Annotated in this window: 24 protein-coding genes and 1 pseudogene; 17 read left to right on the top strand and 8 right to left on the bottom strand. The window is 39.3% G+C overall.

Going from position 1 to position 25,064, the window contains the following annotated elements:
* Window positions 1–7: 7 nt before the first annotated feature.
* From secF to EWZ81_RS08610, 14 genes are all read left to right on the top strand, one after another.
* A complete protein-coding gene (secF, locus tag EWZ81_RS04825) occupies window positions 8–979 on the top strand; it encodes a protein translocase subunit SecF (RefSeq protein WP_165549193.1) in 972 nt (323 codons plus the stop codon).
* A 9-nt stretch (window positions 980–988) separates the two neighbouring features.
* Window positions 989–1,327 carry a DUF6394 family protein gene (locus EWZ81_RS04820; protein WP_000383774.1) on the top strand — a complete coding sequence of 113 codons (339 nt, stop codon included), beginning with the start codon at window positions 989–991 and terminating at the stop codon, window positions 1,325–1,327.
* 9 nt (window positions 1,328–1,336) lie between these two features.
* Window positions 1,337–3,757 carry a leucine--tRNA ligase gene (gene leuS, locus EWZ81_RS04815; protein ID WP_165549192.1) on the top strand — a complete coding sequence of 807 codons (2,421 nt, stop codon included), beginning with the start codon at window positions 1,337–1,339 and terminating at the stop codon, window positions 3,755–3,757.
* On the top strand, window positions 3,754–4,266 hold the full coding sequence (gene lptE / locus EWZ81_RS04810) for an LPS assembly lipoprotein LptE (RefSeq protein ID WP_001202130.1): 513 nt from the start codon (window positions 3,754–3,756) through the stop codon (window positions 4,264–4,266). Before leuS ends, lptE begins: the two co-directional genes overlap by 4 nt.
* Window positions 4,256–5,425 carry a Mur ligase family protein gene (locus tag EWZ81_RS04805; protein ID WP_165549191.1) on the top strand — a complete coding sequence of 390 codons (1,170 nt, stop codon included), beginning with the start codon at window positions 4,256–4,258 and terminating at the stop codon, window positions 5,423–5,425. Before lptE ends, EWZ81_RS04805 begins: the two co-directional genes overlap by 11 nt.
* Entirely contained in the window at window positions 5,425–6,351 is a 927-nt protein-coding gene (csd2, locus tag EWZ81_RS04800) for a M23B family cell shape-determining DD-metalloendopeptidase Csd2 (protein WP_165549190.1), read from the top strand. Before EWZ81_RS04805 ends, csd2 begins: the two co-directional genes overlap by 1 nt.
* A 9-nt stretch (window positions 6,352–6,360) precedes the next feature.
* Window positions 6,361–7,299: a peptidoglycan DD-metalloendopeptidase Csd1 gene (gene csd1 / locus EWZ81_RS04795; protein ID WP_165549189.1), complete on the top strand. Its 939-nt coding sequence runs from the start codon at window positions 6,361–6,363 to the stop codon at window positions 7,297–7,299.
* A complete protein-coding gene (locus tag EWZ81_RS04790; protein WP_001917026.1) occupies window positions 7,218–7,628 on the top strand; it encodes a bactofilin family protein in 411 nt (136 codons plus the stop codon). Before csd1 ends, EWZ81_RS04790 begins: the two co-directional genes overlap by 82 nt.
* 3 nt (window positions 7,629–7,631) lie before the next feature.
* Entirely contained in the window at window positions 7,632–10,631 is a 3,000-nt protein-coding gene (mfd, locus tag EWZ81_RS04785; protein ID WP_165549188.1) for a transcription-repair coupling factor, read from the top strand.
* 123 nt (window positions 10,632–10,754) lie between these two features.
* The gene (gene petA, locus EWZ81_RS04780) at window positions 10,755–11,258 is read left to right on the top strand and encodes a ubiquinol-cytochrome c reductase iron-sulfur subunit (protein ID WP_140489579.1); all 504 of its coding nucleotides are present in this window, start codon (window positions 10,755–10,757) and stop codon (window positions 11,256–11,258) included.
* Window positions 11,259–11,268: 10 nt separating this feature from the next.
* Window positions 11,269–12,507: a cytochrome b gene (locus tag EWZ81_RS04775; RefSeq protein WP_165549187.1), complete on the top strand. Its 1,239-nt coding sequence runs from the start codon at window positions 11,269–11,271 to the stop codon at window positions 12,505–12,507.
* On the top strand, window positions 12,504–13,361 hold the full coding sequence (locus EWZ81_RS04770) for a cytochrome c1 (RefSeq protein ID WP_097696245.1): 858 nt from the start codon (window positions 12,504–12,506) through the stop codon (window positions 13,359–13,361). Before EWZ81_RS04775 ends, EWZ81_RS04770 begins: the two co-directional genes overlap by 4 nt.
* Window positions 13,362–13,542: 181 nt before the next feature.
* On the top strand, window positions 13,543–14,676 hold the full coding sequence (locus EWZ81_RS08615; protein ID WP_165549186.1) for a sulfatase-like hydrolase/transferase: 1,134 nt from the start codon (window positions 13,543–13,545) through the stop codon (window positions 14,674–14,676).
* Window positions 14,673–15,209 carry a sulfatase-like hydrolase/transferase gene (locus tag EWZ81_RS08610; RefSeq protein ID WP_165549185.1) on the top strand — a complete coding sequence of 179 codons (537 nt, stop codon included), beginning with the start codon at window positions 14,673–14,675 and terminating at the stop codon, window positions 15,207–15,209. Before EWZ81_RS08615 ends, EWZ81_RS08610 begins: the two co-directional genes overlap by 4 nt.
* Before the next feature lie 16 nt (window positions 15,210–15,225).
* Here EWZ81_RS08610 and EWZ81_RS08475 read toward each other — a convergent pair.
* From EWZ81_RS08475 to flgB, 7 genes and pseudogenes are all read right to left on the bottom strand, one after another.
* Window positions 15,226–15,923, bottom strand: a pseudogene (locus EWZ81_RS08475) (DUF3226 domain-containing protein).
* Window positions 15,923–17,026, bottom strand: a complete 1,104-nt coding sequence (locus EWZ81_RS04750; RefSeq protein ID WP_165549184.1) for an AAA family ATPase — start codon at window positions 17,024–17,026, stop codon at window positions 15,923–15,925. Before EWZ81_RS04750 ends, EWZ81_RS08475 begins: the two are co-directional and overlap by 1 nt.
* A gap of 323 nt (window positions 17,027–17,349) precedes the next feature.
* Window positions 17,350–19,197: a peptidoglycan D,D-transpeptidase FtsI family protein gene (locus tag EWZ81_RS04745; RefSeq protein ID WP_165549183.1), complete on the bottom strand. Its 1,848-nt coding sequence runs from the start codon at window positions 19,195–19,197 to the stop codon at window positions 17,350–17,352.
* 6 nt (window positions 19,198–19,203) lie between these two features.
* Window positions 19,204–19,329 (bottom strand): hypothetical protein, encoded by a 126-nt coding sequence (locus tag EWZ81_RS04740; protein ID WP_001881465.1) that lies wholly within the window; start codon window positions 19,327–19,329, stop codon window positions 19,204–19,206.
* A gap of 23 nt (window positions 19,330–19,352) precedes the next feature.
* Window positions 19,353–19,682 carry a flagellar hook-basal body complex protein FliE gene (gene fliE / locus EWZ81_RS04735; protein ID WP_001147918.1) on the bottom strand — a complete coding sequence of 110 codons (330 nt, stop codon included), beginning with the start codon at window positions 19,680–19,682 and terminating at the stop codon, window positions 19,353–19,355.
* A gap of 127 nt (window positions 19,683–19,809) precedes the next feature.
* Window positions 19,810–20,295, bottom strand: a complete 486-nt coding sequence (flgC, locus tag EWZ81_RS04730; RefSeq protein ID WP_000480093.1) for a flagellar basal body rod protein FlgC — start codon at window positions 20,293–20,295, stop codon at window positions 19,810–19,812.
* A 13-nt stretch (window positions 20,296–20,308) separates the two neighbouring features.
* Complete coding sequence (gene flgB / locus EWZ81_RS04725; protein ID WP_000347746.1) at window positions 20,309–20,731, bottom strand: flagellar basal body rod protein FlgB; 423 nt, start codon at window positions 20,729–20,731, stop codon at window positions 20,309–20,311.
* Between the two features lie 209 nt (window positions 20,732–20,940).
* Between flgB and EWZ81_RS04720 the strand changes: the two genes are divergently transcribed.
* Window positions 20,941–22,107 (top strand): FtsW/RodA/SpoVE family cell cycle protein, encoded by a 1,167-nt coding sequence (locus EWZ81_RS04720; protein ID WP_156533900.1) that lies wholly within the window; start codon window positions 20,941–20,943, stop codon window positions 22,105–22,107.
* Between the two features lie 23 nt (window positions 22,108–22,130).
* Here the strand turns inward: EWZ81_RS04720 and EWZ81_RS04715 are convergent, their stop codons facing one another.
* Entirely contained in the window at window positions 22,131–23,132 is a 1,002-nt protein-coding gene (locus tag EWZ81_RS04715; RefSeq protein ID WP_165549182.1) for an ABC transporter substrate-binding protein, read from the bottom strand.
* Between the two features lie 239 nt (window positions 23,133–23,371).
* Here EWZ81_RS04715 and EWZ81_RS04710 point away from each other — a divergent pair, with 239 nt between their 5' ends.
* Both EWZ81_RS04710 and EWZ81_RS04705 read left to right on the top strand, forming a co-directional pair.
* Window positions 23,372–23,968 (top strand): peroxiredoxin, encoded by a 597-nt coding sequence (locus EWZ81_RS04710; protein ID WP_165549181.1) that lies wholly within the window; start codon window positions 23,372–23,374, stop codon window positions 23,966–23,968.
* Between the two features lie 145 nt (window positions 23,969–24,113).
* A complete protein-coding gene (locus tag EWZ81_RS04705) occupies window positions 24,114–24,929 on the top strand; it encodes a MetQ/NlpA family ABC transporter substrate-binding protein (RefSeq protein ID WP_165549180.1) in 816 nt (271 codons plus the stop codon).
* Window positions 24,930–25,064: the final 135 nt, after the last annotated feature.

Below are 25,064 nucleotides of genomic sequence, written 5' to 3'. Positions count from 1 at the left end.
AGGTTTTATGGAATTATTCAAACAAACTAGAATCTTAAGCTTCATGCGTTATTCCAATTATGGGGTGGTTGTTTCAGCGATCTTAGTTCTTCTAGCGTTAGGGCTTTTGTTTTTTAAAGGGTTTTCTTTAGGGATTGATTTTGCGGGGGGGAGTTTGGTGCAAGTGCGTTACACCCAAAACGCTCCCATTAAAGAAGTGCGCGATCTTTTTGAAAAAGAAGCTCGCTTCAAAGGCGTGCAAGTGAGCGAATTTGGCTCTAAAGAAGAAATTTTAATCAAATTCCCTTTTGTAGAAACGGCTGAAAATGAAGATCTGAACGCTATTGTGGCTAACATTCTAAAACCCAGTGGCGATTTTGAAATCCGTAAATTTGACACCGTGGGGCCTAGAGTGGGGAGTGAATTGAAAGAAAAAGGCGTTTTGTCGCTGATTTTAGCTTTAATAGCGATCATGGTTTATGTGAGTTTCCGCTATGAATGGCGTTTTGCCTTAGCGAGCGTTATTGCGCTTGTGCATGATGTGGTTTTAGTGGCAAGTTCAGTGATTGTTTTTAAGATTGATATGAATTTGGAAGTGATTGCGGCCTTGCTCACCTTGATCGGGTATTCCATTAATGATACGATCATTATTTTTGACAGGATCAGAGAAGAGATGCTCTCTCAAAAAACCAAAAACGCCACTCAAGCCATTGATGAAGCCATTTCCAGCACGCTCACGCGCACGCTTTTAACTTCTTTAACCGTGTTTTTTGTGGTGTTGATTTTGTGCGTGTTTGGGAGTAAGATCATCATTGGCTTTTCATTGCCCATGCTAATAGGCACGATTGTAGGGACTTATAGCTCTATTTTCATCGCCCCTAAAGTAGCGTTATTGTTAGGCTTTGATATGGGTAAATATTATGAGAATGAGGCTAGAAAAATCAAAAAAGCTCAAGAGAAAGAAAAAATGCGCCGTTTGTATGAGGGCGGTCAAGTTTAAGGAGTTTCTATGGATTGGGGTCGGGTCGTTCATGTGCTGTTTAGCCTTATTTCTTTAACCACCATTGCAGGGTTTTTGTATGAGCCTAATACGGTGGTGTTGTTTGTAGCGTTAGCTTTAAACCTTATTTCTGTTACGCTCAAAATTGGGGTGTGCAAGCGTTTCGCTTCAGAGCTGTTGGCCAGCTCTTTAGCTACCGTGTTGCACCTCATACCGGCGTTTGTGTTTTTACAGATTTTAAATAATTTGGTTACCGCTTACATGCTCATGATTGGGGCGTTGATTAGTAACGCTTTCAGCCTCATCTTTTTGTTGATTGAAAGCGTTGTAACGAGCGAAACGGATTAAGGGGTAACGATGGATTTTATCAATATAGAAAAAAAATGGCAAGAATTTTGGTGGAAAAATAAGAGTTTTGAACCTAAAGACGATTTTAATCTCCCTAAAAAATACATTCTAAGCATGCTGCCTTATCCTAGTGGGGAAATCCACATGGGGCATGTGCGCAATTACACCATTGGCGATGCGTTGGCGCGTTATTATCGTTTACACCATTACAATGTGTTACACCCTATGGGGTTTGATTCTTTTGGTATGCCTGCAGAAAATGCGGCCATTAAGCATGGTATCCACCCTAAAACCTGGACTTATGAAAACATTGAAGCCATGCAAAAAGAGTTTGAAGCTTTAGGGTTTTCTTTTTCTAAAAACAGGGAATTTGCCACTTCAGATCCGGATTACACGAAATTTGAACAGCAATTTTTCATTGATTTGTGGGAAAAGGGGCTGATCTATCGCAAGAAAGCCATGCTCAATTGGTGCCCTAACGACAAGACCGTTTTAGCTAATGAGCAAGTCATTGATGGGAGGTGTTGGCGTTGCGATACAGAAGTCATTCAAAAAGAACTCTATCAATATTATTTGAAGATCACAAACTACTCTGAAGAATTGCTAAAAGACTTAGAAACTTTAGAAAATCATTGGCCTTCTCAAGTCCTAACCATGCAAAAAAACTGGATAGGGAAATCTAGCGGGTTGCAATTTGGTTTTAAAATCGCTGATGAGTGCTTGAAAGCTTGCAATGGCATTCAAGAAATTGAAGTTTTTACCACAAGAGCGGATACCATTTATGGCGTCACTTACATTGCAATCGCCCCAGAACACCCTTTGGTAGAGCATGCCATCAAGCGAGTGAGCCAAGAAGATTCAAAGATAATTAAAGCGATTTTAAACACGACTCAAAGAGAAAGAGCTTTAGAGAAAAAGGGGGCGTTTTTAGGCATTTATGCTATCCACCCTTTAACGAAGCAAAAAATCCCTGTTTGGGTGGCTAATTTCGCCCTAGCCAATTATGGCTCTGGAGCGTTAATGGGCGTGCCAGCTTGCGATGAAAGGGATTTTGAATTCGCTAATCTTTATCATATCCCTATTAAAGTGATCACTCAAAGTTCTCAAAGTTTGCCCCACACCAAAGAAGAGGTTTTAAAAAATAGCGGGGAGTGGAGCGATCTTTCTAGCTCAGTGGCCAGAGAGCAAATCATCGCTTATTTTGAAAAAGAAAACCTCGGTAAAAGGGTGATCAACTACCGCTTGCAAGATTGGGGAGTGAGCCGTCAAAGGTATTGGGGAGCGCCCATCCCTATGATTCATTGCAAACATTGCGGGATTGTGTCTGAAACCCAACTGCCGGTAACTTTACCCGAAGACATTGTGATTGATGGGGAGGGCAATCCGTTAGAAAAGCATGCGAGTTGGAAATTCGCTCAATGCCCCAAATGCCACAAAGACGCTTTAAGAGAAACAGACACCATGGATACTTTCATCCAATCCAGCTGGTATTTCTTGCGTTATACCACGCCCAAAAATCAGCGTGAAAATCAAGCGTTTGATCAAAATTACTTGAAGTGTTTCATGCCAGTGGACACTTATATTGGCGGCATTGAACATGCGATTTTGCACTTGTTATACGCGCGCTTTTTCACTAAGGCTTTAAGGGATTTGGGCTATCTTCATTTAGATGAGCCTTTCAAACAGCTTATCACTCAAGGCATGGTCTTAAAAGATGGCGCTAAGATGAGCAAATCTAAAGGCAATGTCGTTAGCCCTAAAGAGATACTTAAAAAATACGGGGCCGATGCGGCAAGGCTCTTTATCCTTTTTGCTGCCCCACCGGCTAAAGAATTAGAATGGAATGACAGTGCTTTAGAGGGTGCACACCGGTTTATCAAGCGCTTATACGACAAAGCGAACGCCATTAGCCCTACTACTTCTAAGCCTGAATTTAAAGAAGTTGGCCTGAATGAAGCGCAAAAATTAGCCCGCAAAAAAGTCTATGAAGCGTTAAAAAAATCGCATGAAATTTTCAATAAGGCTGAAAGCGCTTACGCATTTAACACTTTGATCGCAAGCTGCATGGAGGCTTTAAACGCTTTGAACGCGCAAAGTGATGAACGAATTTTATGCGAGGGTTATTTTGTGTTGTTGCAAATTTTAGAGCCTATTATCCCGCACACCGCATGGGAGTTGAGCGAGAGGCTTTTTAAAAGAGAGAATTTCAAGCCTATAGCGATCGATGAAGACGCTTTGATGGAAGATTTTATGACTTTAGGGCTTACCATTAATGGCAAAAGGCGCGCGGAATTGAAAGTCAATATTAACGCCAGCAAAGAAGAGATTATTGTTTTGGCTAAAAAAGAATTAGAGAAATATTTAGAAAAGGCGAGCGTTAAAAAAGAAATTTATGTGCCTAATAAGCTTGTTAATTTTGTTACCGCATGAGGGCTTTACTTTTTTTTATTGTGTTGCTTTTGTTCAAGGGCTGTGGGTATAAACCCATCGCCACTTACGCTCAAAACGCGCTTGGCGATAGCGTGTATGTAAAACTCATTGTGAATTTGCCTAACCCTGAAAACTCTGTGGAGTTTAAGGATTTGATGAATCGTTTAGTCGTGCAACGCTTCCAAAACCGCCTGGCGAGCGAAAAAGATGCGGATTCTATTATCATTATAGAAATCACGAATGTAACCGATACGAGCATCACGCAAAATAAAGAAGGTTTTACGACTTTCTATCGCGCAACCGTGTCTGTGAACTACACCTATGATAATAAAAGAGGCGTTAGAAAGACTTTTCAAAATAGCGGATACTACAATTACGCCGTGAATTTGCAAGACCCCCTTAACACTTTCCAGAACCGCTATTACGCGATCAATCAGGCTGTGGAACAAACTTTGACTAAATTTGTGGCTCAAATCGCTTATGAGGGGAAATTCAATAATGAAAAATAGTCATGGGTTGAAGGCGTTTTTAGAAACAAAGCCTAAGGAATACCATCAGTTTGACCCTAGCCGTTTCATTCAAATTTATAAGGATTTTAAAAACGCTTTTTTTGAGGTTCAAGCCAAAGTCATTCATGTGGTAGGGACTAATGGTAAGGGCAGCACAGGGCGGTTTTTAACCCTTTTATTAGCCGATCAAAATTTTAAGGTGTTGCATTTCACCTCCCCTCATGTTTTTGAATTCAGGGAGCGCTTTTATTTGAATGGCTCTGTTGTTAAAGAAAGCGTTTTAGAAAACGCCCACCAGCAATTGCAATCGCACGCTTTCAGCAACGCTTGCTCGTATTTTGAATACGCTACCTTACTAGCCGTCATGCTCGCTAAAGATTGCGATTATTTAGTCTTAGAAGCGGGGCTTGGGGGGGAGTTTGACAGCACGAACGCTTTAGAAAAAACCCTAAGCATTTTCACCCCCATTGATTACGATCATAAGGAATTTTTAGGGGATAGTTTAGAAAGCATTGCGCAAACCAAATTAAAAGCGATGGGCTCTCTTAGCATCATCGCTCCCCAACAAGAACTGGTTTTAAATGTGGCTCAAAAAATCGCTAAAGACAAACGCGCGCAATTGATTGTGGTTCAAAATGAAATTTCAAAAGGAGTCAGGGATTATATTGAACGCCACCATTTAGCCCATTTTTTAGCGATGAATTTAGAAGTGGCCCTAAAAGCGTTTGAGACGCTAGTGCCATGCAATAAACAAGAAGTTTTAAAAAACCTAAAGCCCCTAGATTTAATCGGCCGTTGCGAGCTTTTAAGCCCTAACATTTTAATAGATGTGGGGCATAACCCCCATAGCGCTAAAGCCTTAAAAGAAGAAATCAAACGCATCTTTAACGCTCCAATCGTTTTGATTTATAATTGCTATCAAGATAAGGACGCTTTTTTGGTGCTAGAAATTTTAAAGCCTGTGGTTAAAAAGGTTTTGATTTTAGAATTGCATAATGAAAGAATTATCCAATTAGAAAAACTTAAAGGGATTTTAGAAACTTTAGGGTTAGAACACGCTTTGTTTGAAGATTTGAAAGAAAATGAAAATTATTTGGTGTATGGTTCATTTCTAGTAGCCAACGCTTTTTATAAACGCTATCAAAAGAAGAGGGATTGATGCCACAAAACCAGCTTGTGATCACCATCATTGATGAATCAGGCTCTAAACAGCTCAAATTTTCTAAAAATTTAAAACGCAACCTCATCATTTCTGTTGTCATTTTTTTATTGATCGTGGGGCTTGGCGTGGGTTTTTTAAAATTTTTAATCGCTAAAATGGATACGATGACAAGCGAGAGGAATGCGGTTTTAAGGGATTTTAGGGATTTGTATCAAAAAAATTACACTTTAACAAAAGAGATTAAAAACAAGCGAGAAGAGCTCTTTATTGTGGGGCAAAAGATTCGCGGGTTGGAATCCTTGATTGAAGTCAAAAGAGGGGCCAATGGGGGCGTGCATCTTTATGATGAAGTGGATTTAGAAAATTTGAATCTGGCTCAAAAACATTTAGCGCTCATGCTCATTCCTAATGGCATGCCCCTAAAAACTTATAGCGCGATCAAACCCACCAAAGAAAGGAACCACCCCATTAAAAAAATTAAGGGCGTTGAATCCGGGATTGATTTTATCGCGCCATTAAACACGCCTGTTTATGCGAGTGCTGATGGGATTGTGGATTTTGTGAAGACCAATTCTAATGTGGGGTATGGGAACTTGGTGCGCATTGAACATGCGTTTGGTTTTAGCTCCATTTACACGCATTTAGATCATGTCAATGTGCAGCCCAAAAGCTTTATCCAAAAAGGGCAGTTGATTGGGTATAGCGGGAAGAGCGGTAATAGCGGCGGTGAAAAATTGCATTATGAAGTGCGCTTTTTGGGTAAAATTTTAGATGTGCAAAAATTTTTGGCATGGGATTTGGATCATTTCCAAAGCGCTTTAGAAGAAAATAAATTTATTGAATGGAAGAATTTGTTTTGGGTTTTAGAAGACATTGTCCAGCTCCAAGAGCATGTGGATAAAGACACCTTAAAAGGTCAGTAGGGGTTTTTGGTGTTTTTAGACAGGCGTTTGATTGTGATGGTTACGGACTCTAAAGGGAGCCGTTACATTAATGTTCATATCTTATTCCGTCAAATTGGTTTGTATGCGCTGTTGAGCGTTGTGGGATCTTTATTGTTTTTAGGCATTTCGTTATTAGTTTTAAATAAAGAAATTAGAAATATTGAAAAGCAGCATGCTTTAATCACTAAGGAATTTGAGAAAAAAAAAGAGACGAATGAAAAGCTTTCCTTGCAAATGGATGAATTTTTAGACGATTTGCAACTTTCAGGGGAGCGCATCAACGATTTAGAAGAAGTGGTGGGAGTGAATAGGCCTGAAGAAGAAAAAGAAGAGGGCAATTTTTCCAGCCGCTTGGATGTCGCTGGGATTACCGGGCTTCAAAAAAGCTTTATCATGCGCCTTATCCCTAATGACTACCCGCTAGAATCCTATCGGCGCGTTTCAGCTGCCTTTAATAAAAGAATCCACCCTATTTTGCATGTGCTGCATAACCATACCGGGCTTGACTTGAGCACCGCTATTAACACCCCTGTGTATGCGAGCGCGAGCGGGGTAGTGGGGTTAGCGAGCAAAGGGTGGAATGGGGGGTATGGGAATTTGATTAAAGTTTTCCACCCTTTTGGTTTTAAAACCTACTACGCCCATTTGAATAAAATCGTCGTAAAAACGGGCGAATTTGTCAAAAAAGGGCAGTTGATTGGGTATAGTGGTAATACAGGAATGAGTACAGGGCCGCATTTGCATTATGAAGTGCGGTTTTTAAATCAGCCCATAAACCCCATGAGTTTCACCAAATGGAACATGAAAAATTTTGAAGAAGTTTTCAATAAAGAAAGGAGCATCAGATGGCAATCTTTGATAACAATAATAAATCGGCTAATGCAAAAACAGGACCAGCGACTATTATCGCTCAAGGCACAAAAATAAAGGGGGAGCTTCATTTGGATTACCATTTGCACATAGATGGCGAATTAGAAGGGGTGGTGCATTCTAAAAGCACGGTGGTGATCGGGCAAACCGGCTCGGTAGTGGGTGAGATTTTCGCTAATAAATTAGTGGTCAATGGCAAGTTCACTGGCACGGTGGAGGCGGAAGTGGTAGAAATCATGCCTTTAGGACGCTTGGATGGTAAGATCTCTAGCCAAGAGCTTGTGGTGGAAAGAAAGGGGATTTTGATTGGGGAAACTCGCCCTAAAAACCTTCAGGGGGGGGCGTTGTTGATCAATGAGCAAGAAAAGAAAATTGAAAATAAATAGGGAATGATCCAATCTAGCCTTTATAGAGCCTTAAACAAAGGCTTTGATTATCAAATACTCGCTTGTAAGGATTTTAAAGAATCCAAGCTCGCTAAAGAAGTCATAAGCTATTTTAAGACAAATATTAAAGCCATTCTTTTCCCGGAGTTTAGGGCTAAAAAAAACGACGATTTGCGTTCGTTTTTTGAAGAATTTTTACAGCTTTTAGGGGGTTTGAGGGAGTTTTATCAAGCCTTAGAAAACAAGCAAGAAACTATCATCATTGCCCCTATTAGCGCGTTATTGCACCCTTTACCCAAAAAAGAACTTTTAGAGAGCTTTAAAATCACTCTTTTAGAAAAATATAACCTTAAGGATTTGAAAGACAAGCTCTTTTATTATGGCTATGAAATTTTAGACTTAGTGGAAGTGGAAGGCGAAGCGAGCTTTAGGGGGGATATTGTGGATATTTATGTACCCAATTCTAAAGCGTATCGCTTGAGTTTTTTTGACACGGAGTGTGAGAGCATTAAGGAATTTGACCCTACCACTCAAATGAGCCTTAAAGAAGAGTTGTTAGAAATTGAAATCCCCCCCACGCTTTTTAGTTTGGACGAACCATCTTATAAGGATCTAAAAACAAAAGTGGAACAAAGCCCCTTAAATAGCTTTTCTAAAGATTTAACCAGTTTTGGTTTGTGGTTTTTAGGAGAAAAAGCGCAAGACTTGCTAAGCGTTTATAAAAGCGTTATAAGCCCTAAGGCTTTAGAAGAAATTCAAGAATTAGCGAGCTTAAACGAATTGGATGGTGAGCGTTTCAAATCTTTAAAGGTTTTAGAAAACCCGCAAGGCTATGAAGATTTAGAAATCCATGCGCATGCCCTAGAGGGCTTTATCGCTTTGCATTCAAATTATAAAATCACGCTCCTAGCCCCCAATAAAACGATTTTAGACAATGTATTAGGCGCGCTTGAAAAAAGCAACATGGAATGCGTCATCGCCCCCTTTGTGTTAAACTTTAAAACCCCTGATAGGATTTTTATCTCGCTCAATTCCTTTGAAAGGAAGAAAAAGCATAGAAAATCCAGGCTCGCCTTGAACGAATTGAATCCGGGCGAATGGGTGGTGCATGATGATTATGGGGTGGGCGTGTTTTCTCAATTAATCCAGCACAGCGTTTTAGGGAGCAAGAGGGATTTTTTAGAAATCGCTTATTTGGGCGAAGACAAACTGCTATTACCGGTAGAAAACTTGCATCTCATCGCTCGCTATGTGGCGCAAGGCGATAGCGTGCCGGTTAAAGACCGGCTAGGGAAAGGGAGTTTCCTTAAACTAAAAGCTAAAGTCAGGACCAAGCTTTTAGAGATTGCGGGCAAGATCATTGAATTAGCGGCTGAACGCAATTTGATCTTGGGCAAAAAGATGGACACGCATTTAGCGGAGTTGGAGATTTTTAAATCGCATGCGGGTTTTGAATACACCAGCGATCAAGAAAAAGCCATCGCTGAAATTTCAAGGGATTTAAGCTCTCACAGGGTGATGGATAGACTTTTGAGTGGGGATGTGGGTTTTGGGAAAACAGAAGTGGCGATGCATGCGATTTTTTGCGCGTTTTTGAACGGCTTTCAAAGCACTCTAGTCGTGCCTACTACTTTATTAGCGCACCAGCATTTTGAGACTTTAAGGGAGCGTTTTGAAAATTTTGGCGTTAAAGTGGCTCGTTTGGATCGGTATGCGAGCGAAAAAAACAAGCTTTTAAAGGCGGTGGAACTAGGGCAAGTTGATGTGCTAATAGGCACGCATGCGATTTTAGGCGCGAAATTTAAAAACTTGGGCTTGGTGGTGGTGGATGAAGAGCATAAATTTGGCGTGAAACAAAAAGAAGCTTTAAAAGAATTGAGTAAAAGCGTGCATTTTTTAAGCATGTCCGCTACGCCTATCCCGCGCACTTTAAACATGGCGCTCTCTCAAATTAAAGGCATTAGCTCTTTAAAAACCCCGCCCACAGACAGAAAGCCTAGCCGCACTTTTTTGAAAGAAAAGAATGACGAACTCTTAAAAGAGATCATTCATAGAGAATTACGCCGTAACGGGCAAATTTTTTACATCCATAACCACATCGCTAGCATTTCAAAAGTCAAAACCAAGCTAGAAGAGCTCATCCCTAAGCTTAAAATCGCTATTTTGCATTCCCAGATTAACGCTAACGAGAGCGAAGAAATCATGCTAGAGTTTGCTAAGGGGAACTATCAGGTTTTATTATGCACTTCTATTGTGGAATCAGGGATTCATTTGCCTAACGCTAACACGATTATTATTGATAATGCACAGAATTTCGGGCTGGCTGATTTGCACCAATTGAGAGGGCGTGTGGGGAGAGGCAAAAAAGAAGGCTTTTGTTATTTCCTTATAGAAGATCAAAAAAGTTTGAATGAACAGGCTTTAAAACGCTTGCTCGCTTTAGAAAAAAATTCGTATTTAGGCAGTGGGGAGAGTATCGCTTATCATGACTTAGAAATCAGGGGGGGCGGGAATTTGCTCGGGCAGGATCAGAGCGGGCATATTAAAAACATTGGTTATGCGCTCTATACGCGCATGCTTGAAGACGCGATTTATGAATTGAGTGGGGGGAAGAAAAGGCTTGAAAAAAGCGTAGAAATCCAACTTAGCGTGAGCGCTTTTTTAAACCCTGAACTCATTGCAAGCGATAGTTTGAGACTGGATTTGTATCGCCGTTTGAGTTTGTGTGAAAATGTAGATGAGGTGGGGCAAATCCATGAAGAAATAGAAGATAGGTTTGGTAAAATAGACGATTTGAGCGCTCAATTTTTGCAAATCATTACGCTTAAAATTCTAGCCAACCAGCTTGGCATCCTTAAACTTTCTAATTTCAATCAAAACATCACCATCACTTATAGCGATGAAAAGAAAGAAAGCTTGAAAGCCCCAAGCAAAGACGATAACGATATTTTAGAAACCCTTTTGAAACATTTGCGCGCTCAAATTTCTTTAAAGCGGCGTTAAAAGCGTTTGATTTTAGCCTCAATTTGTTATTTTAAAAAGATTATTAAGAGAGTTTGTGTAAAATAGGGATTTGCTATGCCTTTAGTCGTTAAAAGGTAATTATCATTAAGGAGTTTTTTAATCATGGCAGATATTCAAAGGCGTGATTTTTTAGGAATGAGCCTTGCTAGCGTTACAGCTATAGGGGCTATAGCCAGTCTAGTAGCGATGAAAAAGACTTGGGATCCGCTTCCAAGCGTTGTTTCAGCCGGTTTTACGACCATAGATGTGGCGAACATGCAAGAAGGGCAGTTTTCCACCGTGGAATGGCGTGGGAAACCGGTCTATATCCTCAAGCGTTCTAAAAAAGAGGGCTTTAATGAAAAGCACGATTTTAAAATTGGCGAGAGCGTTTTTACCACAGCCATTCAAATTTGCACGCATTTAGGGTGTATCCCCACTTATCAAGATGAAGAAAAAGGCTTTTTATGCCCATGCCATGGGGGGCGTTTCACTGCTGATGGCGTGAATATTGCCGGCACACCCCCTCCACGCCCTTTTGATATCCCGCCTTTTAAAATTGAAGGCACTAAGATCACTTTTGGTGAAGCCGGGGCTGAATACAAGAAAATGATGGCTAAAGCGTAAGGAGAGTTCCATGGCAGAGATAAAAAAAGCGAAGAATTTAGGCGAATGGCTAGACATGCGTCTTGGCACTAACAAGCTTGTTAAAGTGCTAATGACAGAATATTGGATCCCTAAAAATATTAATTTCTTATGGGCGATGGGGGTGATTTTATTGACCCTTTTTGGCGTGCTTGTAGTCTCAGGGATTTTCTTGCTCATGTATTACAAGCCTGATGCGAAAATGGCGTTTGATAGCGTGAATTTCACCATCATGCAAGAAGTGGCTTATGGCTGGCTTTGGCGCCACATGCATGCCACGGCAGCGAGCATGATTTTTGTCATCATTTATATCCACATGTTTGTCGGCATCTATTATGGCTCTTACAAAAAGGGGCGTGAGATGATTTGGATTAGCGGGATGATTTTGTTTGTGGTTTTTAGCGCGGAAGCCTTTAGCGGGTATATGCTGCCTTGGGGGCAGATGAGCTATTGGGCTGCAGCGGTTATCACGAATTTGTTTGGGGGTATTCCTTTCATTGGGGCTGATGTGGTGGAGTGGATTAGGGGCAATTATGTTGTGGCGGATTCCACTTTAACGCGCTTTTTCATGCTCCATGTGTTTTTACTGCCCATTGCGATCATTCTACTCATTGGGGTGCATTTTTATTCTTTACGCGTCCCGCATGTCAATAACCAAGAAGGCGAAGAGATTGACTTTGAAGCAGAAGAAAAGAAATTCATTGAGGGCAAGAAAAAAGAATCCAAAGTCATTCCTTTTTGGCCGGTGTTCTTGTCTAAAGATATTTTTGTGGTTTGTGCGTTCATGGTCTTTTTCTTTTACTTGGTGTGTTACCACTATGATTTTGCGATGGATCCTATCAACTTTGAAAGGGCTAACAGCCTTAAAACGCCGCCTCACATTTACCCTGAATGGTATTTCTTATGGAGCTATGAAGTCTTAAGGGGCTTTTTCTTTAGCGCTGATTTAGGGCTAATGGCCTTTGGCGTGGCGCAAGTGATTTTCTTCTTACTGCCCTTTTTGGACAGAAGCCCAGTCGTCGCTCCCGTGCACAAACGGCCAGCTTTTATGGTGTGGTTTTGGCTTTTAATCATTGACATGATTGTTTTAACGATCTATGGTAAATTGCCTCCGCTTGGGATTGGCAAATACATCGGCTTATTTGGTTCAATCACTTTCCTAGCCCTTTTCTTTGTGGTATTGCCCATTATCACTATCGCTGAAAGGAAGAAACAAGGGGGTTTTAGATGAAAGAATTTAAAATTCTCATCATCCTTATTGTGGTGATAGGCGTGATTTATTATGGGGTTGAGCCTTATGCGCATTCGGTGATGCACCCTAAAGTCGCTCCGGCGGATTTTGCTTTCAAGGATTTAGAGCCGATTGATTTAAAAAATGGCGACGCTAATAAGGGCAAACAGCTTGTAGCCGAAAATTGCACCGCTTGCCATGGCATTAAATCCCAAAACATTCCAGACCCTATGGATAGCCTTAGCGCGAGCAACTCTTTTGGGGTTGTGCCACCGGATTTAAGCCATGTGGCGGGGGTTTTGAATGCGAATTTCTTAGCCCACTTCATCAAAGACCCGGTGAAAACGGCGAAATTGAGTCATAAATTCAACGATGAAAGGCCCTATCCTATGCCGGCGTTTTCTCAATTTAGCGATCAAGATTTGAGCGATATTGTGGCGTATCTCACTTCTATTTTGCCTAAAAATTTGAGCGATAAGGAAGTGTTCGCGCAAAGCTGTCAAAGGTGCCATAGCCTGGATTACGCTAAAGACAAGGCCTTTAGCGATCCTAAAGATTTAGCCAATTATTTAGGCTCTCATGCACCTGATTTGTCCATGATGATTAGGGCTAAGGGCGAACATGGCTTGAACGTTTTCATCAACGATCCGCAAAAGCTTTTGCCTGGCACGGCCATGCCTAGAGTGGGATTGAATGAAAAAGCTCAAAAACAAGTCATTTCTTATTTGGAAAAAGCGGGCGATAGGAAAAAGCATGAAAGGAATACTTTAGGGATTAAGATCATGATTTTCTTTGCGGTGCTATCGTTCTTGGCTTACGCGTGGAAAAGAAAAGTTTGGAGCGAAGTGCATTGAATTGAAAAAGGGGGAGGTTTTATGATTTTTGATTTATGGTGGGTTGTTGAGTAGAATTTCCTTTGAATTAACCTTTTAATTAGGGGAATGATTGGAATTATATTTTCTAAACATGATGGCTTGGTAACAAAGAAAAAACTTATACCAAGTTTGATTGAAATTGATAAATTAGGTGGTTTTGATGATTTTAGATTCTAAATTTTTTGTGTTCATTCTTTTTAATGCGCTTTCAGCATGCTTTCTCTCTTCAATGAGTGCCGGCTTTATTTTCAAAGCATTTTTGTATAGCTTTATATGGCTTTTTATTGTTTATTGCACGATCAGTTTTATTAAGAACAAGTTTGTAACAGAAAGCCTAAAAAGTTTTATATTAGTTTTAGGGATTGTGTTTAGCTGTATAGATATTTTTGGTTTGTATTATTTTCATTTGCCTTTGTCTAATGAGCTGGGTAATATTTTATTCACCACGCATTATAAAGAGAGCTTAGAATTCCTCCATGCCTATGTTTATCCGCATTGGTATTTTGTGATAGGGCTTATTTTAATAGCTATAGGTTCTCTAAAACTATTCAGTCTCGTTCCTAACAAACCAATTCCTTTAAAAATGGCTAGTATTTTAAGCGTTTTATTTTTGATTGTAGAAGTGCCACACACTATAAAAACCATCAAAAAATATAAAGAAGATGAAGCGTTGTTGAATGCTGATGGAACGATAGAATACATTGCTTTGGCTAAAGGAGCGTATTATTTTTGGAGGAATATTAGCAGCTTGAGAGAAAGCAATAACTCCAGTCAAGCTTTAGAAAACGCTTCTTATCCTAAAGATTACTTAGTCAAAAATACAGGAAATATTGATAATGTGGTGTTAATTTTTGGCGAGAGTTTGAATAGAAATTTTATGGGTGTTTATGGCTATCAAACCCCTACAACCCCTTATTTAAGTGCTTTAAAAGAAAAAGGTTCGCTTTTAGCGTTTGATAATGTGATCAGTCCGGCTTTTTATACGGATAAAAGTTTCACAATGCTTTTAACTTACGCCAATAGGGATAATCTCAACCAAAAGGCATGGTATCAATATAAAAATCTAGCCCATATCCTTAAATTGAGCGATTATAAAAGCGTTTGGATCACCTCTCAAGGCTATGGACTCATGTGGGGCAATAGCTATTATCAAGTAGCTAAGCATTTTGATACTTATATAGAAAATGATAAGCCTTATGATGAAAACTTAGCCGCTCTTTTCAAGCGGTATTATAATAACGAGAGAGAGAGAGAGAGAGTAGAAAGCGTAAAAATTTTGTTGTTTTTCATTTGATCGGCAATCATTTTGAATATAAAAACCGCTTTCCTAAAGAATTTTCCCGCTTCAATCCCAACAACACTTCTTACTTTTCAAAAAACAAGTCTTTGCGGGTTACAAACAATGCTGATAAGCAAGTTGTAACCGATTACATTAACAGCGTTTATTATAATGATTATGTTTTGCATTCTTTGATTGAATTGTTTAAAGACAAGGATAGTCTCGTTATCTACTTGAGCGATCATGGCGATGACATGTTTGAATCAAGCGCTTTTAATACCCATGAATGCTCAAATGCTAGCGTAGAAATCCCATTTTTAATCTATATGAGCGATACATTCAAACAAAAACACCCCCAAATGGTAAAAAGTTTTAAAGAAGCTTTACACAAGCCTTTCATGAGCGATGATTTATTGCATACCTTGTTGCCATTGGCAGGAATCATAACCAAAGATCATGAAAAAACGAGGGATTTGTTTAATGAGAATTACAACGATAAACGCCCAAGGAAGCCATGCGATAATAAGGTTTATCCCATGAATAAATGAGCGGTATTTATAATTGTCAATTTAAAAAATCAATCAATGCTTGAAGTTCCTTTAAGTTAAAATTAAAAAATTTTTTAAGAATTTCTGTATTTTTTGGCTTATCTATCATTTTAGCGGTTGTAGTAACAGGATCTAGATCGTTTAACCCACAAGGAACAAAACCTCTCTCTAAACAAACAGAAAGCGTAATATAGGGTTGTAGCCAACATTTAGCATGTTTTTTTGCCCTCTTCTGATAGGTGTTTGATTCTGATTGGTTTCTTCAAAGGCTTCATCAAGAAGTGTGTCGTAATGTTGGCGGAATTTTGTGTAAAACGCTTCATTTTCACTTTCTTTTGCCATTTTTTCTAGCAAATGCTCTAATTCACAATAATTGAGATCGTGTTTAGTCTCATCATTTTCTGGCAATAAAAAAATCTTAATCTGGTTAAACTCTTCATCGTTTAAGCGGTGTTCTTCTTCTGGGTTTTCTTGGAGTTGTTTCTTTATCTCTTGAATTTTAGTCTCTTTTGTTTGGTTGTCTGAATCAAAAACGATGTAAATATCCTTAGCTTTTAGATATTCTTTAATACTCTCTGCTTCTTTAAAAAGCTTGGTATTGCCCTTACAACTAACAATATTTTCACCATTAATCCTTAAATTTCTAAATTCATTCAAAAGCGTTAAAAAGATTTTATCTGATTCGCCCTCCACATAAACGATTTTTTCTCGCATCAGCCTCTAACCTCCATGCCCCTATGGAGCGCTTCTTCTAGCATAGAATAGCTGTATCTGATAAAGCCAGAAGCGCTTTCTTTTTCAAGCTCAAACAAGGCTATATCTTTAAAAACTCCCGTTTCATTATTGGGCATGGTGTTGATAGCGTTCAATAAAAATTCCTTATTGTGCGTGGTGGCAAAAATTTGAATCTGTAATTTTTGAGCTAACTTAAACAGAGCTTTTAAAAACTCTTGCATTTTTGTATGGTGCAAACCGCTTTCTATTTCATCAATAAAAAGATACTTGACGCGATTATCAAGAAGAATGCTCGCCATGATAAAGAATTTGATAAAACCCCAACCAAACGAATTTAAAAGCCTTTTGGGACTTTCTTCTAGCGGTGTGTTTTCATCTTTGATTTGGATATAGACAGACTTTCTTATTGTATTAGCATTTAAAATATTAGGGTTGAAACATTGTAGGATTTCAATCAATTCTTTTTCTTTGCTTGCTAATTGTAAATTTTCCAATGCTTTAAGAGAATTAACAATAGATAATTCTATGGGAATAAACATCGCATTTTCTTTATAGGTTTGAGCGATTTTATCTAAATTAGAATGGATTAAACCTAGGTTTTGCCTTTCAAATTCATAAGTCATTGTCATGGGGGAAAGGGATGGATTGTAGGAAAATTGGAGCTGTGGCTTCGTTATTGTTTTGTTTATAAGGTTTGTCATATGAGCATCATCGCTATTCAAATTGATGTCTTTGTTGTAACTGGTTTGTGTGGGGTATTGGATAGTAAGAGGGATAGTAGCATGTTCAAATTCAGTGCGGATACTAATGGGATTAGCGGTATTCTCTTGATAAAAAAAGGTTTTTAGGTTGTCGGCATTGAGTTTGATTTTTCTGAATTCACTAATATTCACGGCATGTTCAGGAGGAAGACTGACTTGATTGGCAGTAGGATCACAAAGACCTGTATTGGTATAAAGAGCTTCTAAAAGATTGGTTTTACCCGTATCGTTTTGACCGGTAAAAAAGTTGATGAGTTTAAAATTTTCCATTTTAAGGTGCTTAAAATTTTTGTAATTTTCAATCTCTACGCTTTTAATCATTTGGATTTCGCCTTTTAATGAGTCTAGTTGATACCGCCAAGTTTATAGTTGCTCTAATTTTACATTATTTTGATTAAATTTTGAATACTCATCTATTGCAAACCTTGCGTTTAAATTATGGCAGCAAAGTTAATTCGCATTCTTTTTTAATTCAAGGGTTAGTTTTGATTATCTTTTTAGGGATTATGCAAGTCTCATTTTATTTAATTGGGATCAATCTAACTTAAACAGATTTTTTCTAATCCATCCTTTAAGTTTAGCTTCAAATCGCAGATCTAGTAGTCTAAAGCTTCTTCTTTGGAGTTTGGGTTTAAAAGAGCCTTTTATTTTATTTTAAAGCGGTTTTTTTCTAAAGCGTTTTGAATCGCAATAGAGGGCGATAGATAATTGTAACGCACTAAAATTTCGGTGATTTCTTTAAAAATGGGGGCTGCAATCTTGCTGGCGTAATACTCTTCCTTGCCATGCGAGCCTAAGATAACCACGCCGATAGTAAAAACCTGCCTTTCATCTTCAGCGAACCCAAAAAAAGAGCTGTTATAGGACTCCGCACTATAACTCCCGTTTTTAGCAACCCTAGCCGTGCCTGTTTTTCCCCCTATGTATAGCCCTTCAAATTGAGCGTTTTTGCCTGTGCCATAACGCACCACCTTAATTAAGGTTTCTTTCATTTTCCTAGCGCTTTTGGGGCTAATGACTTGAAAGGTGGGTTTGGGGCTAGGGATGTAAATATCGCCATTAGGGGCGGTTTCTCGTTGCACTAAATAGGGGGTAGTCAATTTGCCTTCATTAGAAAACACCGCATAAGCCCTTAAAAGCTGCAAAAAAGTTGCGTTCAACCCATAGCCATAAGAGACGCTCCCCTTTAACACTTCACGCTTGAAAGCGGACAAAGGAGGGATCTTTCCTGTGGCTTCTAAGGATAAATCAATGCCGGTTTTTTGAGAAAATCCATAGCCTAAAAGCCCGTTATAGAAATCCTCTGGGTTGAGGCTTTTACTGATTTTTATCATGCCCACATTGCTAGATTGGATCAAAACGTCTTCCACAACGGCTTTTTTACTGGGGATAAAGTCGTCTTTAATGGTGTATTTTCCTAATTGGTAATAACCATGGTTTAAATCAATGCGCTCTTTAGGGTTGATTAAATTTTTATCTAGTAGCAAGGAATAGACAATAGGCTTAATCGTGCTGCCTGGCTCAAAAACCTTTTCGGCAACGCTCAAATTCAAGTTTTCGTAATCGCTGGTTTTAATCGCATTAGGATCAAAGCGGTTGCTTGAAGCTAAGGATAAAATTTCCCCGCTTTTAGGGTTGATAATGCCCACCAGGATTTCTTTAGCCCTGAGTTTGTCTTTGGTTTTATCCAATAGGGTTTCAATTTCTCTTTGGAGTTTCAAAGGAACGCTCAAATACACCTCATAGCCATCAAGGCGCTCAACCTCTGTGTAAGAGTGGTTTTGAATGAAGTTAAAACTCACATCTCTTTTGCCTGTTCTTATGCCATTTTGTTGGGCTTTAAGCAAGTGATCTTGAGATTTTTCAACGCCTTTTTTACCGGTAGTTAAAGTGAGCTTGTCTTCTTCTTGTTTTTGCACATAGCCAATGATAGGCTCTAGGCTATTTTGATAAGGGTAATGCCTGGAAACGCCGCTCACTTCAATGTTTAACCCTTGCTTTTGCCACACTTTATCGTGCGCGTCTTTGAAATTTTGAAAAACCCCAAAGGCTAAAAATTTCTTATTCAAGTCTCTAATATTAGCGGCCATATTGGGCGTGAGATTGTAAGCTAAAATCGTGTAGCCTTTCGTATTGATGGCGTCTTTTAAGGACTTTTTAGGGATATTGCTATAAATAGAAAGGAAATCAATAAAAAAATCTTCTTTATTTGGGTTTAAAAACCTTGTGTCAAAGCCCAGTTTGAAAAGGGTTTGTGAAGTGGCTAGGCTGTAGTTGTCTTGACTATAAATAGTCCCCCTAGTAGCGGTGTCTTGTTTAATCATCACCAAAGTGGGCATGTTGGCTTGCGCAAAAAAAGCTTTTTTAAAAGCGACCATCAAAAAAATGAAAAAAAGCAACAAAAAGATTAACGCCGTAACCACACCCTTGTCTCTTTGGATTTTTAGAAATTGCTCTGGGTTGAAGTAAGGATCAATATTCTTATTATCCATAAGCGCTTACTTGAAAATGGCGTGGCGTTGGACTTTCACAACGCATGAGAGCATGAATTTTTGATGGCAAAATCCGTTAAAATGGGGTGTAGCAACAACAAACCCTCTCTTTAAAAAGGACCAAGCGATCATTTAAAGAGACGCCACTTAAGAGATTAGATCTGCGTTCTCAAAAGTTCTTTATAAGCGCTGATCGCTTTGTTACGCACTTCAAGCATGAGTTTCATGCTCGTTTCGGCCTTCCCTATGGCGATAGCCGCTTGGTGTAAATCCTTGATCTGCCCTGTCGCCATATCTGCCAAGGCTTTATCAGACTGCTCTTGAGTGTTGTTAAGCTCATTGATAGATTGTTTCAAGAGTTTAGAAAACTCCCCACCTTTTTGTTCTTTAAAGGTGCTACCCGATTCTTCTCTTTTAGTCCTGTTGTCCGTGTTAAGCTCAGAGAAAGGACTCAATAAGCTTTTATCATTGTGTATGGCTTGCATAGAACCTCCTTAAGCTCTTTTTTAAAAATTTAACTCTATTAAATATCTTATTCATTTCTGTATTCTACGAATCTTTGGCTAATACTACCTAAATTTCCTTATACTACCATAAATTGTTACAAATCATTCATGTTTGTAACATGCCAATCGCGTTTTGCGCCATGTTTTTAGCGCTTTGAAAGGCTGCGACATTGGCCTGATAAGCTCTAGTCGCTTCCACTAAGTCCGCCATTTCAACCACCGCATTCACATTGGGGTAAGCCACATAGCCTTGAGCGTTAGCGTCAGGGTGGCTCGGATCGTATTTCATCAACGGCTCGCTATCATCGCGCACAATCTTATCCACCACCACGCTTGTAATGGGGATTAAGGGGTTGTCATCGCCTTCATCTAAAGGGTCTTCATAGGGGGTGATTTGATTGTTTTGGGCGATTTTTTGGTTTAAAATCTCGTTGAAATCAAAAGCCTTAAACACCGCTTCTTGCCTCCTATAAGGGCCTCCTTCGCTCGTGCGCGTGGTGTTAGCGTTAGCGATATTAGAAGAAATCAAATTAGCCCTTAAGCGTTGGGCGGACAAGCCATAACCGCTAATATCAAAAGAAGATAAAAACATGCTTTTCTCCTAATTATAAATTCTTACTAGAGTCAATGGCGTAGTTGATCACGCCTCGATACTTTTTTAAGGCTGAACTCAAGGCTAAATACATGGTAGAGTTCTTGCCCATTTCACTCGTTTCAATGTCTAAATCCACGCTGTTGCCATCATTCTTAGCCAAATGCCCATCTCTAAAAAAAAGGCTCGCCCCATCTTTAGCGCTATTTTCAAAGTCTAAATGCCTAGGGTTAGTGTGGGCTAAAGGCAAAACTTTACTGGATTGGTTTTCAAAAATTTCCGCTTTTTTCTCCGCTAAAACGCTTTCAAAATCCAAATCCTTTGGCCTATAAAAAGGGGTATCCACATTAGCGATGTTAGAAGCGATCATATCCTGCCTTAAAGCCCTATAATCTAGCGCTTTATAAACCAACCCAAACGCTTTAGAAAAATCCATACAAAACCCCTTTTTTAAACCCTTGCAAATTAATAACATGCAAAAAGCATTCCAAAAATAGCTCATTCTCTCATTAAAGAATGCGATCAATTTCAAAGCATGCTTAAGCTTGAGCGATAAGCCAATTCAGAGCCATTATAGTGTAAAATACCCCTAAAATACCTTAAAATAACACCTATTCAAAAAACCAAAATATTAAGGAAATCCTAATGACTACAGACAGAAACCTGTTTTTTTGCGCTTCGCTGTTGATTTTTTTAGGGGTATTGATGAGCTATTCGCTCTCAACTTACACCACAGTGGTGCTGTATCATTATGGGGAATTCCATTTTTTTATACGACAGCTTGTGAGCGCGATCATGGGCATTATTATCATGTGGGGGTTGTCTAGGGTTGATCCTAGCAAGTGGTTTAGCCGTTTGGGGTTTTTTCTCCTTTTTGTCCCATCATTACTCATTATTGGCATGTTTTTTTTGCCAGAAAGCCTTTCTAGCAGCGCAGGGGGGGCGAAGCGTTGGATCCGTTTGGGGTTTTTCTCTCTAGCGCCTTTGGAGTTTTTAAAGATTGGTTTCACCTTTTTTCTTGCGTGGAGTTTGTCCCGCACCTTTGTGGCAAAAGAAAAGGCTAATGTCAAAGAAGAGCTGATCACTTTTGTGCCTTATTCGTTTGTGTTTGTGGCCTTAGCGATTGGGGTGGGGATTTTGCAAAACGATTTGGGGCAGATTGTTCTTTTGGGGGCGGTTTTAGCGGTGTTATTGGTTTTTTCTGGGGGGAGCGCGCATTTATTTGGCTTGATTGTTTCAGGGGCGTTTGCGATTAGCGTTTTAGCGATTGTTACAAGCGAACATAGGATTTTACGCCTAAAATTATGGTGGTCTAATTTACAAAATTCGCTTTTCACGCTCTTGCCGGACAAATTAGCGAACGCTCTTAGAATAAGCGACTTGCCCGAATCCTATCAAGTCTTTCATGCAGGCAATGCCATGCATAATGGGGGGTTATTAGGGCAAGGGCTTGGGCTAGGGCAAATCAAGCTTGGGTTTTTGAGCGAAGTGCATACGGACATGGTCTTAGCTGGGATCGCCGAAGAATGGGGGTTTTTGGGGTTATGCGTTTGTTTTATTTTGTTTTCTGTTTTGATTGTTTTGATTTTTAGGATCGCTAACCGCTTGAAAGAGCCAAAATATTCGCTATTTTGCGTGGGCGTGGTGCTGCTAATAGGGTTTTCTTTGGTGATCAACGCCTTTGGGGTGGGTGGGATTTTTCCGGTTAAGGGCCTAGCGGTGCCGTTTCTGAGCTATGGAGGGAGTTCGCTTTTAGCGAATTGCATCGCTATAGGGCTTGTTCTAAGCCTAGCACGATACACGAAAGGCTAAAAAATATCAGCCTTTTTTAAAAATTAATGCCATAAAAAGGGCTCAACTTCTGCATCATTCAAATCAAAAACCACCTTATAATAGTCTTTGACTATCGCATTAATATCCACGCCCTTAAACGCTTCAGGGTGGGCTTTTAAAGCGATAAAAAGACTAATGAGCGGGGCTCTAGGACCGCCAATATCCATCGTGGGGAGTTTATAAACTTGCTTGTTTTTAATGGCTTTAATAGTAGCAAATTTGGGGTTGTTTAACACGTCTTCAGGGCTAAGCGGGCTTATCCACCAAATGAAAATGATTTCAGGGTTTTCTTTAACAATCTTTTCCACGCTAATGTCAGCGCGCCCAAATTTAACATATTTCAAGCCAAAATTGTCTATACCCCCTTTTTCTAAAATATCTGAATCGAGGGCTTGATGACCGCTGATTTTATTGGCTTTATGGAAAAGCTCCACTCCCTTTTTCTTTTTGACATTTTTCAAACGCTCTTTGATAAAATCCAAAGTTTCTTGCATTTTGGCGAGTTTTTTAGAAGCGTCAATTTCTAAGGCTTTAGCTTGAGCGTCAATATCTTCCATGACTTCTGCAATGGTTTTTTCTTGGAAAGAAAGAAATAATATACCAAATTTTTTCGCATGCTCTACCGCTTTAGGGTTACCCACAAAGGTTACCACAAGATCAGGGCTAAGCTTTTTTAATAATTCCACATTCAACGCCGCCACATGATCACTGCTCATGGATTTAATGCGTTTAGGATCTTTGAGAGTGGCTTTAACAATATCAGATTTAAAAGCGTAATCCGAAACGCCTACAACCCTATCCCAAGTATGGAACATGGCAGGCACTTCTGCAAAGCTACCCAAGTAGATTATTTTAGAAACAGGAAGCTTGATGGCTTGATCCCCGAAATAATCCTTGACTTTAACTTCTTGTGCTGAAGCGTTAGCCACGCCTAATAAAGATGAAACAATGAGCGCGCCTAAAGAATAAGAGATTAAAGCTTTTTTAAAGCGAGTAACTAACATAACGATCCTTTTTGTATGATTTATGAAGCGATTATAACACCATTAAGGAAATACAAGCAGTAAAAATGAAACTATTTTTCACAAAATCCTAAAATATTAAAGAAAATATTTTTTCAATTAACTTTTTAAGATTATAATCCACTATGTTTCCGCTGGTTGAGTGGAAAGCATAATAAATTAAATCTGTTTTAGGTTTAATTTTGATCCAACAAAATTTTAAAACACTTAAGGAGTTGTATATGTTAGTTACAAAACTTGCCCCCGATTTTAAAGCACCTGCCGTTTTAGGAAACAATGAGGTTGATGAGTGCTTTGAGCTTTCTAAAAATTTAGGTAGAAGCGGTGCGATCCTTTTCTTTTGGCCAAAAGATTTTACTTTTGTATGCCCTACAGAAATCATTGCGTTTGACAAAAGAGTGAAAGACTTCCAAGAAAAAGGCTTTAATGTGATTGGCGTGTCTATTGACAGCGAACAAGTGCATTTCGCATGGAAAAACACCCCTGTGGAAAAAGGCGGTATTGGTCAAGTGTCTTTCCCTATGGTGGCTGATATTACTAAGAGCATTTCTAGAGACTATGATGTGCTGTTTGAAGAAGCGATCGCTTTGAGAGGTGCTTTTTTGATTGACAAAAACATGAAAATAAGACACGCAGTGATCAATGACTTGCCATTGGGTAGGAATGCTGATGAAATGCTTCGCATGGTAGACGCTCTCTTGCACTTTGAAGAACATGGCGAAGTATGCCCAGCAGGTTGGAGAAAAGGCGATAAAGGCATGAAAGCGACTCATCAAGGCGTTGCAGAATATCTTAAAGAAAATTCCATTAACCTTTAATGGTTTGATTCGCTGTTTGATCAAGAGAAACTTCGTTTTTCTTGGTTGAATCCTTTTCTTTTTATTCTTTGCCAGTTTCTAAAATTTTCGTATCGTTTTATCTTTTTATCATTTTTGAATTAATTTTTTTAATAAAGGGGTTTTTATGAATGCATTCAAGCGTGTTATTAGTGTGGGGGTAATTGCTTTAGGTTTGTTTAACCTTTTAGACGCCAAACACCACAAAGAAAAAAAAGAAAACCACAAAATCACTCGTGAGCTTAAAGTGGGCGCTAACCCTGTGCCGCATGCACAAATCTTGCAATCAGTCGTGGACGATTTGAAGGAGAAAGGGATCAAATTAGTGATCGTGTCTTTTACCGATTATGTGTTGCCCAATTTGGCGCTCAATGACGGCTCTTTAGACGCGAATTACTTCCAGCACCGCCCTTATTTGGACAGATTTAATTTGGACAGAAAAATGCACCTTGTTGGTTTGGCCAATATCCATGTGGAGCCTTTAAGATTCTATTCTCAAAAAATCACAGACATTAAAAACCTTAAAAAAGGCTCAGTGATTGCTGTACCAAATGATCCGGCCAATCAAGGCAGGGCGTTGATTTTACTGCATAAGCAAGGCCTTATCGCTCTCAAAGACCCAAGCAATCTATACGCTACGGAGTTTGATATTGTCAAAAATCCTTACAACATCAAAATCAAGCCTTTAGAAGCCGCGTTATTGCCTAAGGTTTTAGGGGATGTGGATGGGGCTATCATAACAGGGAATTATGCTTTGCAAGCAAAACTCACCGGTGCGTTATTTTCAGAAGATAAGGACTCGCCTTATGCCAATCTTGTAGCCTCTCGTGAGGATAACGCGCAAGATGAAGCCATAAAAGCGCTGATTGAAGCCTTACAAAGTGAAAAGACCAGGAAATTTATTTTGGATACCTATAAGGGGGCGATTATCCCGGCTTTTTAAGCCATTTGAATAACATTCGTCTTTAAGATGAATGGGGGCTTTAGGCGCTAATCAAAAGCTCTTTTCTTATTGAGTATTAAAAACGCTAAGAGTATTTTTAAAATAAAACGAAAAGAGCTTGCGTTAATCAAGCAA

Source organism: Helicobacter pylori (assembly GCF_011140715.1).
GTDB lineage: Bacteria > Campylobacterota > Campylobacteria > Campylobacterales > Helicobacteraceae > Helicobacter > Helicobacter pylori_DA.
The sequence above is the reverse complement of the archived record's forward strand: the minus strand, read 5'-3'. Positions and strand labels throughout refer to the sequence as shown.